The sequence below is a fragment of the Hyphomicrobiales bacterium genome (assembly GCA_016125495.1).
Lineage (GTDB): Bacteria > Pseudomonadota > Alphaproteobacteria > Rhizobiales > RI-29 > RI-29.
The window spans coordinates 219,050-233,612 of the sequence record WGLQ01000002.1 but is presented as its reverse complement, the minus strand read 5'-3'; the positions used below and the strand labels follow the sequence as shown (position 1 = coordinate 233,612).

Below are 14,563 nucleotides of genomic sequence, written 5' to 3'. Positions count from 1 at the left end.
CCTGATGCGCGGCACCAAGCGCGATTGACGCCAACTTGAGCGCCCCACCCCGCAGCGCAGGACGCCCCGCCGGCGAACATCGTTTCCCGACTCGAGGAGGCCCGGCCTCAGCCCTGGCGGGCCTTGTAGCGCCGCTGCGTCTTGTTGATGACGTAGAGGCGGCCCCGGCGGCGCACGACGCGGTTGTCCTTGTGGCGCTTGGCGAGCGACTTGAGTGAATTGCGGATCTTCATCTGAGGTCCATGGCGTTCGACGGGCCGGCTTCGTCGGCCCCGGGTATCGTTCAAAGCGGGCGAGACGCCGGTTTATGGCGCACCCGGGTAAAGGTCAACCTTCCGAGCGCACCGGCGGGCGCAACGCAGAGAGCGCCGCGACGAACGCGCGCCGCCGCCCGGTATTCGCGTTTCAGCGCGGCGAGCAGCGGTTCGGTTGTCGATGGAATGGTGGGCGCGACTGGGATTGAACCAGTGACCCCTACGATGTCAACGTAGTGCTCTCCCGCTGAGCTACGCGCCCATTCCGCCCGGCGACGTCACCGCCACCGGGCCTTGGGATAAACCATGGAACCCGGAGCCGCGTCAACACCCGAGGCGCGGAGCCAAGACCTCCAAGCACGCAGACATCGCCCCGCCTGCGAGCCGACTTGCCGAGGCTTCCGACCGTCGATAGCGTTGCAGGCATTCGATGGCGCGGCGCCTGGGCGATCGGGCGCCAAAGGAAGGGATCGATCGATTGCAGCCGGCAGATGTCCCCTCCGACGCGTCACTCCTCGAGCCCAAGGACTGGTCCTTTCCGGTTCCCATCGCATACGGCCCCGGCCGCCTCGCCGAGATCGGAACACGGTGCGCCGGCCTCGGCATCGAACGGCCCCTGATCGTCACGGACCGCGGCAGCCGGCATTTGCCGTTCGTCGCGGACCTCGAGAGGCACCTGGCGGCCGCCGGCCTCGGCCCGGCTCTCTATTCGGACATTTCACCCAATCCGCGCGACGACGAGATCGCCGCCGGACGCGACGCCTTTCGTGCCGGCGCCCACGATGCCGTCATCGCCATCGGCGGCGGCAGCGCCATGGACGGCGGCAAGGCGATCTGCCTCACCGCCAACAACGACATCGACCTCTGGGCATTCGAGTTCGAGCGGCCGGTGCCCGTGATCCCAACCAACCGGCCCTTCCCGCGCCTCGTCACGATCCCGACGACGGCGGGCACCGGCGCCGAGACCGAGAGCACGGCGATGGTGACCGATGTCGCCCAAGCCATGAAGTTCTGCGTCTGGCACCCCGCCCTCAAACCCTCCCTCGCCCTCCTCGACCCGGCCCTGACGCTCGGCCTGCCGCCGCATCTCACCGCGTGGACCGGCGCCGACGCGCTGACCCACGCCATCGAGGCCTATTGCGTCCCTGGATTCCACCCGCTCTGCGACGCGATGGCCATCGAGGGACTGAAACTCATCGGCGAGTGGCTGCCGGTCGCCTATCGCGAACCGGCGAACATGGCGGCGCGCGGCGGCATGCTGGTCGGCTCGTGCCTTGCCGGCATCGCGTTCCTGAAGGGCCTCGGGATGGTCCACGCGATCTCGCACATGGTGGGCGCCGAATACGACACCCAGCACGGCCTGACCAACGCCGTGGTCCTGCCGGTGGTCCTGCGCTTCAACCTGCCTGGCATGGAGGGAAAAGTTCGCCGCATGGCCGAGGCGCTGAGCCTTCGCGAGACCTCGACCGCCGGCTTCATTGCCCACATCGAGCGCTTGCTGGACGACCTCTCGATCCCGAAATCGCTCGGCGAGATCGGCGTCCCGACGGACTGCGCGGACCGCATCGCCGCCAAGGCCCTTCGCGACAGCGCCGCCGCCACGAACCCGCGCAAGGCGACACACGCCGAGGCCCGTATCCTCGTCGAGGAGGCGATCGCCCGGGCCCGGTGAACGGACCTAACCCCCCGGGCGAGCAAAATCGCGACCTGCCAGCCCGCCACCTTACGTGCGGTCAGCGCCAACCGCTCTGTTGCTCCCAGCGCACAAGTCTTTATCATCGAACGGCGGTGTCCACCTTCGGCTGGAGTACAATCCGCGGCAAGGTCGAGAGGAGGCATTCGCATGACGCGCGACCACGACGACCGACGCTGGATGTCCAGCCCACGACCGGCACGATGGATGGCGACGGCGCTGGCCGCGGCATCACTGATCCTCGCCTGGACCTCTGCCGCGTCGTCGAATTGTTTCTATAACGGATCGCCCCACGTCGTTCGCGTGGCGCACGTCGACGTCCCCAGCAAGTCGATCAGGGCAGAACATGTTCTGCGCGCGCGCCAGGCGATCTGCCTCGGGGACCTCACCCAATCGATGGTCGCACTCTATTCGGACATCATCGCGCGCAACCCGCGCGATTATGCTTCACTGAACCGGACGGCGATCGGTCAGCTGGGCAAACTCTACGCCAATCAACTGAGCCCCAACTACTTCCATGTCATCCCGAGAGACTGGGTTTTCGCCGTCTTCAATTCGAGCCCTTGGAGCGTGATCGAACTCAGGCCAGGGGCGAACCACTGGTTCCAGATCAACCAGAGGATCGCGCCGCCCAGGGGCCAGGTGCCGCTCATGAAGGTGTTCGATGCCCAGTTGCGGCCTCAGGGCATCCTCAATCTCTGGATCATCGAAGCGAGGTCATCGTCCGCGCCCGCCGGGACTGCCCCGAGCGCCCCGAGTTCGCCGACCGTCACGGTGGCCTGCCCGCGCGAGACCATCGACCGGGCCAAGAGCGCCTATACCTGGGTGCGCTTCAACCTGCCGCAGGGCCGGCCCGGAGATGTCATCAACATTCCCGGTGGGGCCCGCAACAAGTATGTCTTCCCGACCTGCCACAGGGTCGCCTGGAACGATCACGTCTACCGCTGCTCCGACACCGGCGGGTGGACGCGCGTCAGGGGCGATGCGACCGCCGACATCCTCTGCCATGGCGGACTACCGAACAGCCCATACATCCAAACCGGCGAGAATTGAAGGGTGCGATCACGACGGCGGCGCGCGGCGGCATCGGATCGTTCCGACAGACCCTTGCCCATGGTCCCTCTCGCTCGACGCCGGGACGCTGGCCTTCCGCAGGATCGCACCGGGCGTCGGACTTGCCGGCTTCGAGCCCGACCATTGGCGACTGAGGTGGAACCGACCTCGAATGGACCACAAAGCTCGTTAGATTGACTCGCAACCAAAGGACGGTCCCGGTTTCGATCACGTGCGCCAAGTCCTGCCCGCCCTGGTACTGCTCATCCTGGCGATCGGCCTCGCCCTGCCTCTGGCAACGGCGTTCGTCGTCATGTGGCGGGCGGAGGAAATCGCGGACGGGAGAGCCTATTGCATCCAGGTGCCCGCCGGGCCGTTCGACTACCGGGCAGCGACGAGCCTGGGTGATCTCCTCGGCTACCGGCTGCGCGCGAGGCGCGACACGCGCGGCGAGTTCAGCGGTTTTCACGCCGTGCTTTTCGTCGAGAACTCCGCGGCAGCGAACTCGCAATGGGGACACTCCGCGTTTCTGCGCCACAATTGGTCCTACGCCAGAATGCGCTTCGTGCCGATCGTCGGGCAGGGTCACGTCGCTTTGGGTGACAGGCCCGTCTGCGCGCCGGCTCCCCGCTACGTTCGCTCGCTCCTCGTGCCATGAGGGAACGGGACGAGGTCAGGGGCGAGGGCGAAAACGATGGCGACGGGACTGACGCGGTAGCCAGTGAAGCGGCTGCGGGCCAGCCGCTGCACTTCCTCAAATGACGCGGCAGAGACGGTTGGCCTCGAGCAACGCGGCGTGAATGTCGCGGGCAGTGAGCGCGTCACCGATACGATAGAGCTGGAAAATGCCGTCGCTGTTTTCCCCCACCGGTTGCGGGCGGAGCGTGGCGAGCGCCTCGTAGTCGAACTCGCCGAAATTGCGGGACCTCTCCGAGAGTGCATCGGACAGGTCCGTGACCGACCGCGTACCGAGATCCGCGACCACCGTGTCGAAGGTGCGCGCTTCGATCTCGCGCGTGAAGGCATGACGCAGCAGCGCCCTCAGCCTGTTGCCGTCTCGCTCGAGACCGACGAGGGCGACATCGGTCATGATGCTGACGCCCGCCCTCCCGAGATTGCGCAGGTACACCGGAGCGTTGTTGCCGTTGATCGCGCGGCCGATATGGCGATCGCTGGTCGCAACGACGACCTTGACACCTTCGCTCGAGAGCCGGTCGGCCGCCGATAGCGCGGCATGGCCGCCGACGGCATCGAAGACGAGCGTCTCGCCACGCGCTTCGGCCTGGCCGCCGAGGACGTCCCAGACCGTAAGCATGAACTCTTGGCCGCCGAGCGCGAGCGAGGTTTCCGGCACACCGCCGGTCGCCACGATGACGACGTCCGGCTCGAGAGCGAGAATGTCGTCCACCTCCGCGTAGGTATCGAGCCGGACGTCGACGCCCTCGTTCTCGACCTCGGCCGCGAGCCAATCCGCGATGCCGATCAGGTCCTTGCGCCAGCCGCCCTTGGCGGCCAGCAGGATCTGTCCGCCGAGGCGCGAGCCAGCCTCGAGGAGGGTGACGCGGTGCCCCCTGAGGGCGAGGACGCGGGCGGCTTCCATTCCTGCCGGGCCGCCACCGACGACGACGGCGCCGAGTGGCGTTGCCGCCCGCTCGATGCGCGACGGTAGCCAGCTTTCCCTGCCCGTCGACACGTTGTGCTGGCAGAGCGCATCGCGGCCGACATAGATGCGGTCGCCGCAGTAGCCGGCGCCAACGCAGGGGCGGATCCGGTTTTCCTCTCCCCGCATGATCTTCGCGACGATCTCCGGGTCCGCCATGTGCGCGCGCGTCATGCCCGCCATGTCGACGTGGCCGGCTCCGATCGCCCAGTCCGCTGTCGCAGGATCGGCGAGCCGCGCGGCCTGGAAGGTGACGAGCCCGCTCGCCTCGCGCACCCGGCGGGCGAGTTCGATGTAGGGGGCAGACGGAAATCCCATCGCCGGCATGTATTCGGCGAGCCCCATGTGCGTGCCGCCATAGGCCCCGTTGACGTTGAGGATGTCGGTGGCGCCGTGCTTGCCGAGGATACGGGCGACCTCGATCCCCTCCTCGGGCGTCAGGCCTGCCTCGTTGCTTTCGTCGAAGTTGGTGCGCACGCTGACGAGGAAGTCGTCGCCGACAGCGCCCCGGACCGCCTCGATGACCTCGACGAGGAAGCGGGCGCGATTGTCGAGGTTGCCGCCATAGGAATCGCTTCGCCGATTGCCGATCGGGGAAAGGAACTGACCGAGGATGTGGGCCGAGCCGAGGATCTCCACGCCGTCGAGGCCGCCCTCGCGACAACGGCGCGCTCCATCGGCAAAGGCTTTGACGATGCGCGCGATCTCGCGCGTCGACAGCGCGTAGGGCATCGAGTGGTGCGCCGGGTCGCGGAGCGCTGATGGCCCCTTGGTCGGCAGCCAGTCGCCCGCGTCCCAGGTCGTGCGCCGCCCCATGTGTGTGATCTGGCACATGAGGCCCGCGCCGTGGGCGTGGACGCGTTTCGACATGGCGCGGAAGGCCGGAATGACGCGGTCGTCGCCAACGTAGATCTGACCGTAGATCGAGCCGGAATCGCGGCTGACGTTCGAGGAGCCACCGAACATCGTCAGCCCGATGCCACCCCGGGCCTTTTCCTCGTGGTAGGCCTGATAGCGATCGCCCGGAAGGCCGCTGTCGGCATAGCCCGGCGCATGCGAACTCGAGAACACCCGGTTGCGAAAGGTGCGACCCTTGATGGTGATCGGCGAGAGGAGGTTGCGGTAGGCCGTCATTGCCATCTCTTCATGAGGTTGTTGTTCACGTCCTTCACGCGGAACCCCATGTCGACGAAGGGCAGGAACCAGGCGGTGCCGCGGTGCCACCAGCGTGTCGAGAACGGGGTATGCGAGAATGCCGTCTCACCGTCGGGGTCGCCGACGATCTTGAGGCCCGCCTTGTGGCCGAGCCAAGGTGCCATGGCGTTGCCGCTGCCGGAATAGCCCATCGCGTGCCAGACGCCGTCGATCCTGCCGACATGGGGAACGAAATCGAAGGTGAACCCCGTGCGGCCACGCCACGAATGCGTTATCCCGACATCGCGCAGTTCGGGAAAGACCTGGGCGAGGAGCCCGCGCATCTGCGAGAGGGCGACAGCCTCCGACACGTCGAACATGGCAGCCCGTCCGCCGAACACGATGCGCCGTCCGTCGGGCGAGGGGCGATAATAGCAGTGCCGGTCGCGCGTCTCGCCGATCGTGCGCAGCTTCGGGATGAGGCTCCGGACGCGGTTCTCGCCCAGCACCTCGGTCGCCACGATGAAGCTCGGCACGGGTATGATCCGACGCTTCAAGGTCGGGAGATGCGACGGGGTGTATCCGTTCGTCGCAACCAGCACCTCGCCCGAACGCACCTTGCCGCGCGGCGTCGTCGCGCACCATCCGGCACCTTCGCGTTCGAGCGCGAGGACGGGCGTTTCACCGGCAACGATCGCCCCGGCCCGCCGCGCGCCAGCGAGGATCCCGAACATCCACTTGGCTGGATTGAGCGCGGCCGCATTGCGATAGACGACGCCGCCCGAATAGAGCTCGGTGGCGATCTCCTCGCTCTGGCGCGCCCGCGGGATCAGCTCGGCTTCCAGTGGAACGATGCGCCCGAGCCGGTCGATCTCCCGGCCCGCACTGTCGTATTCCGAAGGCCGCCAGAAGCCCTTGAACCGGCCCGTCCTGGCGTAATCGCAGGCGATCTCCTCCTCGGCCATGAGCTGCTCGAGATGTCGGATCATGTCGACGTGGGCCTCGCGCAGCATGCGGTGGCCGAGTTCCGTGCCATAGCGGCTCTCGAAATGCTCGAGCGATTGGCGATGGCCGGCCAGCACCATGCCGCCGTTGCGGGAACTGGCACCGATCCCCGGCGGTCCGGCATCCGCAACGAGGACGCTACGGCCTCGGCGCGCGAGCGTGCGCGCCGCCGTGAGGCCGGTCAGACCTGCCCCGACGACGAGCACGTCCACGGCCCCCGGCAAGACATCGATCGGCGGGGATGTCGGGGCGCCGGCATCCTCCCACCAGAAGGGCTCAGATTTCGGCATCACCGAGTTCCCTGCTGCGGCGCGTGACATACTCCTCGAGGGCATCATGGATGCCATCCTCGAGGGCAGGTGCCCGGTAGGCCTCGAGCATTTCCTTCCACTTCGCGTTGGCGCGCATCGCGGCGTCCTTGGCCCCGTCGCGCTGCCAGAACTCGTAGGCCCGCCAGTCCGAGAGGATCGGCTTGTGGAAGGCGTTTTCATAGCGCTTGAGGGTGTGGTCGGTGCCGAGGAAATGCCCGCCCGGTCCGACCTGCCTGATCGCCTCCATCGCCTCTTCCGCATCGGAAAAGTCGATGGACCCCGCGAGCGCACCCATCATCGCGATCATTTCGGAATCGAGCACCGTCTTCTCGAACCCGGTGGTCAAACCGCCCTCCATCCAGCCATGCGCATGGTAGACCATGTGCGCTCCGCCGAGTTGGGCGGCCCATAGGGAGAACATCGTCTCGCACGCCGACTGCGCATCGGGCGAGACGGATGTCGAACCGAGCATCACGCGCTGAGGAATCCGATAGCGCCGCGCCATCTGGCCGTTGGCGAGCGTCCCCGTCACAGTCTCCGGAACGCCCATGGCCGGAGCCCCCGACTTCATGTCGACCGGTGTCGTCAGCACGCCATAAAAGCACGGTGCGCCCGCCTGCACCATCTGCAGGAACGCAATCAGCCCGATCGCCTCGGCATTGCACTGTATGATGCTGCCGGACAGCGTGATCGGCGACATGGCACCCGCGAAGGCGACGGGGGAGACGACGTTGACCTGGCCCGCGAGCGCCAGCTCCATCGCGGCCTCCGAGAGCGGAGCATCGACGACGAGCGGGGAGTTGACATTGATGCCGCCGTGCAGCCGCGGCGCCCGCTCGAACTCGTCGCGCCCGAGGCCGTACGCGATCGCCGCCATCGCGATCGAGTCGTGGACGCGCGTTCGCCCGATCGCATAGACCCGCGTCACCTTGTCGGAGAGGGTGTGCCAGGCCAGGGCACTTGTCAGGTGGCGCGTGTTGACGGGCGTGTCGATCGGCTCGACCGGATGGCCGGAGTGGAACGCGCAAGTCCCCAGCATGTGGTTGAGCCGCACGAGGTCCTCGAAATCGCGCCGCGTTCCCGGCCGGCGCCCGCGATCCAGATCGATGACGTTCGGCGCGCTCGAGGCCGAGCCGTAGTGGATGAGGTCTCCTCCGAACGCGAGATCGTTCGCCGGATTGCGCGCATGCAGGGTGAACGACGAGGGCGCGAGGGCGAGAAAATGCTCGACCACCTCACTCGGCATCCGCACCATGCCGGTTTCCCGATCGACCAGGCAACCCGAGCGCGCGAGCACGGGCCAGGTATCGGGGGAAAGGAACTTGAGGCCGGTCTCGCCCAATAGGCGGAGCGAAAGACGGTGCACGCGCTCCTCGTCCTCGCCCGAGAGGACTTCGATGGGAGCATAAGCTCTGCGCATGGGTCGAAACGGCTGCTCCGGACTCGTGCGACGCCTTTCCTGTCGCTCGCGACGGGCCATCGTGCTGCCTCCTAGCGTTCCAGACGGGCGACCGCGCGCTCCTGGCGACGCAACAATAGTTCGATGTCGGCGACATCGTTCGCGTTGAGGCTCGGGCCGGGACGGCGCACTGCCGCAGAGCGCAAGGCACCGCGCCGATGAAGGATGTGTTTGCGCACCGCCATCCCTTTGCCGAGTTGCAGCTCGTATCGCAACAGCGGGAGGTAGGCATCGAAAACATCGTGCATGTGCTCGCGGTCACCTTCGCTGTGCGCCGCGACGACCCCCGCCAGCATTTCCGGGAAGGAAAACCCAGACATCGCACCGTCGCCACCACGCGCGAGGTCCTCCGGCAGATCGAGCGCCCCGAGCCCGGTCATGATCGAGACACGGCGGCCGCGTCCGCCATCGCCGGCACGCAGGGCCTCGATCTTGTCGAAGCTCGACCAGTCCTCGGCCTTGTACATGACGCAGGACGCGATCTCGGCGAAGATGCGCACGAGCAGCTCCGTCTCCATGACGACGCCGGTCGCGAGCGGGAAATCCTGGACCGAGATCGGCACGTCGGGCCCCAGCAGCCGCGCCATCTCGGCAAAGTGGCCGAAGATCTGGCGCTCGGTCCTGGCAGTTCGCGGCGGGGCGACGAGGAGACCGGCCGCCCCGAGGGCCATCGCCTGCTCGGCCTGCTCGACCGCGTCGGCAATCGATTCCGAGGGCACCCCGACGACGACCGGCAGCCCCTGCGCGCAAGCGATGAATTCCTGAGTTACGGCGCGGCGCTCGCTGCTGGAGAGCTTGGCGGCCTCGCCCATCACCCCGAGGATGGCAAGGCCGTTGCAGCCACGTTCCGCATAGAACGCGACGAGTTGCCCGATACCGTCGCGGTCGAGTGCTCCCTCCTCAGTGAACGGTGTCGGCGTGATGGCGTAGACGCCGCGAACCTCCCCGCAGAGCTTGTCGACCATCCACGCTTCCCCCTCGATAGAGCCGGCACACTAACGGTGGTTGCCGTCTCACGGAACTGCTAGGCTATGATTTCAGCTATAACGAATTTGGTATTTCTAGTGAACTTCAACGATTTGCGCGTGTTCCTCGACGTCGTCGACACCGGTGGCATGACCCAGGCGGCGAGCCAGCGTGGTCGCTCGCAGCCCGGGATCAGCCGGACGATCCGGGACATCGAGATGCGGCTCGGCGTCGTGCTCTTCCGGCGCACCGGTCGGGGTGTCGATCTCACTCCGGCGGGCGAGCGGTTCCTCGGCTTCGCGCGTGCGACGATGGAGGCCTTCGAGGCGGTCGAGAGCGAGGTGCGCGAGATCGCTTCCGTCGGGCCACGCGAACTCGCCGTCGTCGTTCCGCTGCGCACCGGCCGGTTGCTGATCCCCGTGCTCCAGAAGGCGCTGACGAGTGCGTTGCCCGACGTCGAGGTCCACGTCTACGAGGATGCCATGGCCAACATGGCGCAGGGTCTCTCGCAGCGCAAATACGACGTCGCCATCGCCTATGCTCCTCCGTTCCGCTTCGAGCAAAGGCACGATCAGCTCTTTCGCGAAAGGCTCCATCTCGTCGGGACATCCGAGGCGATCGCAGGCGAGGAGGCCACCATCTCGCTCGGCGAGGTCGCGGCGATGCCCCTGCTCCTGCCGAACACGCGCTCGACCTACCGCAACCAGATTTCGTCCGCATTCGCCGAGGCGAACCTGACGCCAACGATTGTTCGGGAACTCGAAACTTCGGAGGCCCTGCTCGCCTTCGCTGGCGAAGGCGAGGGTGTCGCAATCCTTCCCTACAGCAACGTCTATCGTGAGCACGAGGCCGGAGAGATCGCCGTTCGGGAGATTGTGTCACCACCCATCGAGCGACAGGTCGGCTTGCTCTTCAACCGATATGTCGTAGGAGGAACCCGATCACAGGTTCGCAGCACGCTTCGCGATGCCATGAGCATGTTGGCTCAGCGCTCACGGTGGTTGCCGATTGGCTAGCTCGTGGGGACGGGATGCGGCGGCAACGGCACCCGACGGCAGCAATTGGAACAACGCGCCGTCGCCGCACACTATCCCGGCCCAGCACGAACCTGTCCCAGCCAGCCCCTCACACCGCCCCGCTCGGCGCTTCGACGTCGATGCCGAATTGGGCGGCGCTGTCGAGAAGCCACGTCGCGAACGAGCCCGCCATGGAGCGGAACACCTGCACCTCGTAGTTCGGCCCGTCGTCCAGGCGGATGAGGTGCGCCGCCATGTGTCCGAGGTTGACGAGCGCCGCCGCGCCCGCCGGAAAACCGTTCTCGACGTCGAGCGACGTCCCGCGCATGAGAACGTCCACCGCCGCCGGCCCGCCGAAACGAACGAGAGCCGCCCCATGGCTCTGGTCGACGACGCTCGCCGCCCCGCCCATCGCGCTCGCGAGCGCCTCGGCGAGGGAACCGGTATCACCGTCCCGGCCACCCTCGCGGCGCACCACGAAGCGGCCCGGCCCGTCCCAGGCTACCAGCACGCCCTCGCCCCGCGCAAACTGGCGCGGCCCGGGCGCGGCAAGGCCCGTTACCGCCACGATCGCGCTCGAGGCTTTCGCCTCCCCGCCCCGGCGCACCAGCACAGTCGCGACCTCGCGCCCCGTCACGGGACGAACCCGAACGCGCGCCGCCCCGTCCATGCGCCCCTTGCGCCCGACCTCCAGCACCCCCTGCCAGGGCGAGACGCCGTGCGCCAACCGCAGTTCGTGAGCTGTGTCAGCCATGGAGACGCTCCCCCTTGGGATCGACGAACGGTGTCTCGACGATCTCCACCTGGACCTCGCTACCGCGCAGGAATTCGGCCGCCACCAGCCGTTCACCGATCCGCTCGCGCCCGCGTTTGACGAACCCGAGCCCGATCCAGCAGCCGAGCGCCGGACTGAAGGCGACCGACGACATCCATCCCTGGTCGTTGACGACCTTGTGCTCCGCGCCGATGGGAAGGAAATGCGCGCCGGAATAGAGGCGGTCCTGCGGGTTGATCGCCTTGAGCCCGACGAGTACCGGTCGCGTCGTCTCGAGGAAGGCCGGCCGCTCCGACGCCATCCGCCCGATGAAGTCCTTGCCGCGATTGGTCATCTTGTCGAAGCCGAGGTCAGCGGCCGAAGTCCGCCCGTCGATCTCGGAGTGCGTCACGTGGCCCTTCTCGATACGCAGGATATTGAGCGCCTCGAGGCCGTAGGGCGTGATGGCGTGCGGCGCACCCACCTTCATGAAATGCTCCCATGCCGCCTGCCCGTAGTCGGCCGGCACCGCGATCTCGTAGGCGAGTTCGCCTGAAAAGCTGATGCGGAACAGCCGTCCGGGAATGCCGTTCGAGAGGCGGACGTCGACCACCCCCATGAAGGGCAACGCGGCATTGGAAAGGTCCGCGCCCTTCAGCCCCGCCTCGAGCACGGCCCGCGATTTCGGTCCCGCGATGGCGATCTGCGCCCACTGCTCGGTAACGGAGATGTATTGCACGTCGAGGTCCGGCCAATAGGCCTGGTGACAGAACTCGATGTGCGTCATCACCTGCCCGGCCGCCGCCGTCGTCGTCGTCATGAGGAAGCGATCCTCGCCGAGCCGGCTGGTCGTCCCGTCGTCCATCACGAAGCCGTCTTCGCGCAGCATGACGCCGTATCGCGCCCGACCGACCGGCAATTTGAGCCAGTTGTTGATGTAGAGGCGGTTGAGGAATTCTGCGGCGTCCGGTCCCTGGATGTCGATCTTGCCGAGCGTCGAGACATCCGCGATGCCGACGCCCTCACGCACCGCCTTTGTCTCGCGTATCGCCTGCTTCAGCCAGTCCTTCTCCCCATCGGGAGCGTAATAGGAGGGTCGGTACCACTGCCCGGCCTCCATGAAGACCGCGCCGTTGCGCTCGTGCCAGGCGTGCATGGCCGTGAGCCGCGTCGGCTGGAACTGCTTGCCGACCGAGTGCCCCCCGATCGTCCCGAGGGAGACAGGCACATAGGGCGCCCGCGCGACGCTCGTGCCCACGTCTCGCGGCGAAAGCCCGAGCGCCTCGGCCATGATCGCCGCGCCGTTCACATGGCCGGTCTTGCCCTGGTCGGTCGCCATGCCCAGCGTCGTGTAGCGCTTGGCGTGCTCGGCATTGTCGTAGCCCTCGCGCACGGCGAGTTCGATGTCCTTGTCGGTGACGTCGTTCTGGAAGTCGACGAAGGCCTTGCCCTTGGGGCCGCCCTTGCCGGCCTTGACCCGGTAGAGTGGAACGAAATTGCCGACCGTCCGGTCCTCGACACGGGGCAAAGTCGGCGCCGCCACTTGACGACCGAGCCCCGCGGCCGCCCGCTGGCCCGCCTCGGCCCCGTGCGCGAGACACTCCGCCGTCCCCCAGCGACCCGCCGCCGCTCCAACGACGTTGAGGCCCCGGCCGGGCTCCAGCACATGGAAGGAGAATTTATCAGGATCGAACGAGGCCTTGGCGCCGAGATGGGTCGCGATCTGGAAATTGGCGCTCCAACCACCCGCGACCGCAACGAGGTCGCACGCGATCTCCTCGGCCGGCAGATTATCGTCCGTGCGTTGGACCGCGACACCCGCGACCGCCCGCCCGCCCATGACGCGCTGGATCACATGCCCCCGCAGGTGGCGCCCGGCTCCCTCGATCCCGGGTGCCCCCGGTCGCGGATCGACCACCGCCGCGATCTCGATCCCGGCCGCCGCGAGATCGTCCGCCGTGCGCGCGATGTCGTCGTTGTTGCCGAAGACCACGGCCCGGCTGCCGGCACGCACGCCATAGCGGTTGGCAAAGCCGCGCGCCGCCGATGCCGTCATGACGCCCGGCCGGTCGTTGCCGGCAAAGACGATACCTCGCTCGGTGGCGCCTGCCGCCAGGATCGCGTCGCGCGTATAGAAGCGCCAGAGCCGCTGGCGCGGCAGGTGGTGCTCCGGCGCGATGGTGTGATCGCCGACCCGCTCGACCACCGCGAACGTCCCGCCGTCGTAGCGGGCCAAGACCGTGCTCCGCGTCAGCAGACGCACATTGGCGAGACTGGTCAATTCCGCAACGGCGCCCTCGACCCACTTGGCCGCCGGCGCGCCGTCGATGTCGAGCCGCTCGTGGATGAGCTGGCCACCACACCGTGCATCGCTCTCGACCAGCACCACGCGTGCCCCGGCGCGCCCCGCCGTCAGCGCCGCCATGAGCCCGGCCGGCCCGCCACCGATCACCAGGAGATCGGCATGGGCGTGAAGCTTTTCGTAGTGATCGGGATCGTTTTCCGCCGCCACCCGACCGAGCCCGGCCGCACGCCTGATGAGCCGCTCGTAGACCGGTTCCCAGAACGAGGAGGGCCACATGAACGTCTTGTAGTAGAAGCCGGCCACCAGGAACGGCGAGAAGAGCTGGTTCACCGCCATCACGTCGAAGGCGAGCGAAGGCCAGCGGTTCTGGCTCACCGCCTCGAGCCCTTCATAGAGTTCCGCCGTCGTCGCCTTGGTGTTCGGCTCGCGCCGCCCGCCGGTGCGCAGTTCCACGAGCGCACTCGGCTCGGCATCGCCGAGCGCCATCACGCCGCGCGGCCGGTGATACTTGAAGCTGCGCCCGACGAGGCGCACCCCATTGGCGAGCAGCGCCGAGGCCAGCGTGTCTCCGCCGTAGCCCTCGAGGCGTCGGCCGTCGAAGGTGAACGACAGCGCCCGCGAGCGATCGACGAGGCCCCCCGACGGATTCCGGAATTCCTGGACGCTCACTTCTTGCCTCCACTCGCCTGGCGTTCGAGGTGCTCGCTCGCCGTGGTCACCTCGAAGATCTCGTGGGTCACCGTGTCGCGCGTCACCACCAGCCAGCACCGGCAACCACCGGTATGGTGCCAAAACTCCTCGTGGCGCCCCCGCGGGTTGTCGCGCACGAAGACGTGTCGGTAATGCGCCTCCGGCCCCGCATCACCGGCCGGCAGTTTGGCCGTGGCATCGCCCTTGGCGGTGAATTCCTCGTTCGAGCGCGGCCCGCAATGGGGGCAATCGATCAGCATTTT

12 protein-coding genes and 1 tRNA gene are annotated in these 14,563 nt (G+C 67.4%); 4 read left to right on the top strand and 9 right to left on the bottom strand.

The genetic code is table 11. From position 1 onward, the window contains the following. Positions 1 to 107: 107 nt before the first annotated feature. Positions 108 to 233, bottom strand: a complete 126-nt coding sequence (locus GC150_01590) for a 50S ribosomal protein L36 (protein ID MBI1383592.1) — start codon at positions 231 to 233, stop codon at positions 108 to 110. Positions 234 to 441: 208 nt separating this feature from the next. Beyond that, positions 442 to 516, bottom strand: a tRNA-Val gene (locus GC150_01585). 168 nt (positions 517 to 684) lie between these two features. On the opposite strand from GC150_01585, the gene GC150_01580 reads away from it, so the two are divergent. The 3 genes from GC150_01580 (at position 685) to GC150_01570 (ending at position 3,658) form a co-directional block, all read left to right on the top strand. Continuing rightward, complete coding sequence (locus GC150_01580) at positions 685 to 1,926, top strand: iron-containing alcohol dehydrogenase (GenBank protein MBI1383591.1); 1,242 nt, start codon at positions 685 to 687, stop codon at positions 1,924 to 1,926. Between the two features lie 171 nt (positions 1,927 to 2,097). Further along, on the top strand, positions 2,098 to 3,000 hold the full coding sequence (locus GC150_01575) for a hypothetical protein (GenBank protein MBI1383590.1): 903 nt from the start codon (positions 2,098 to 2,100) through the stop codon (positions 2,998 to 3,000). Between the two features lie 232 nt (positions 3,001 to 3,232). Then, complete coding sequence (locus tag GC150_01570; protein ID MBI1383589.1) at positions 3,233 to 3,658, top strand: hypothetical protein; 426 nt, start codon at positions 3,233 to 3,235, stop codon at positions 3,656 to 3,658. A 96-nt stretch (positions 3,659 to 3,754) separates the two neighbouring features. On the opposite strand, the gene GC150_01565 is transcribed toward GC150_01570, so the two are convergent. From GC150_01565 to GC150_01550, 4 genes are read right to left on the bottom strand one after another with little or no spacing between them, the layout of a single operon-like run. Continuing rightward, positions 3,755 to 5,794, bottom strand: coding sequence for an NAD(P)-binding protein (locus GC150_01565; protein MBI1383588.1), 2,040 nt, complete (start codon positions 5,792 to 5,794; stop codon positions 3,755 to 3,757). Further along, the gene (locus GC150_01560) at positions 5,791 to 7,146 is read right to left on the bottom strand and encodes an FAD-dependent oxidoreductase (GenBank protein ID MBI1383587.1); all 1,356 of its coding nucleotides are present in this window, start codon (positions 7,144 to 7,146) and stop codon (positions 5,791 to 5,793) included. The genes GC150_01565 and GC150_01560 overlap by 4 nt, the downstream gene beginning before the upstream one ends. Beyond that, positions 7,076 to 8,590 (bottom strand): methyltransferase, encoded by a 1,515-nt coding sequence (locus GC150_01555; protein MBI1383586.1) that lies wholly within the window; start codon positions 8,588 to 8,590, stop codon positions 7,076 to 7,078. The genes GC150_01560 and GC150_01555 overlap by 71 nt, the downstream gene beginning before the upstream one ends. Before the next feature lie 11 nt (positions 8,591 to 8,601). Further along, positions 8,602 to 9,534, bottom strand: a complete 933-nt coding sequence (locus tag GC150_01550) for a dihydrodipicolinate synthase family protein (protein MBI1383585.1) — start codon at positions 9,532 to 9,534, stop codon at positions 8,602 to 8,604. A 66-nt stretch (positions 9,535 to 9,600) separates the two neighbouring features. Here GC150_01550 and GC150_01545 point away from each other — a divergent pair, with 66 nt between their 5' ends. Then, the gene (locus GC150_01545; protein MBI1383584.1) at positions 9,601 to 10,551 is read left to right on the top strand and encodes a LysR family transcriptional regulator; all 951 of its coding nucleotides are present in this window, start codon (positions 9,601 to 9,603) and stop codon (positions 10,549 to 10,551) included. 109 nt (positions 10,552 to 10,660) lie between these two features. Here GC150_01545 and GC150_01540 read toward each other — a convergent pair whose 3' ends face one another. Genes GC150_01540 through GC150_01530 form a run of 3 tightly spaced genes read right to left on the bottom strand, consistent with a single transcriptional unit; the run spans position 10,661 to position 14,560 of the window. Next, positions 10,661 to 11,305, bottom strand: a complete 645-nt coding sequence (locus GC150_01540; protein MBI1383583.1) for a hypothetical protein — start codon at positions 11,303 to 11,305, stop codon at positions 10,661 to 10,663. Next, positions 11,298 to 14,279, bottom strand: a complete 2,982-nt coding sequence (locus GC150_01535) for a sarcosine oxidase subunit alpha family protein (protein MBI1383582.1) — start codon at positions 14,277 to 14,279, stop codon at positions 11,298 to 11,300. The genes GC150_01540 and GC150_01535 overlap by 8 nt, the downstream gene beginning before the upstream one ends. Then, a complete protein-coding gene (locus GC150_01530; protein MBI1383581.1) occupies positions 14,276 to 14,560 on the bottom strand; it encodes a sarcosine oxidase subunit delta in 285 nt (94 codons plus the stop codon). The genes GC150_01535 and GC150_01530 overlap by 4 nt, the downstream gene beginning before the upstream one ends. Positions 14,561 to 14,563 lie beyond the last annotated feature (3 nt).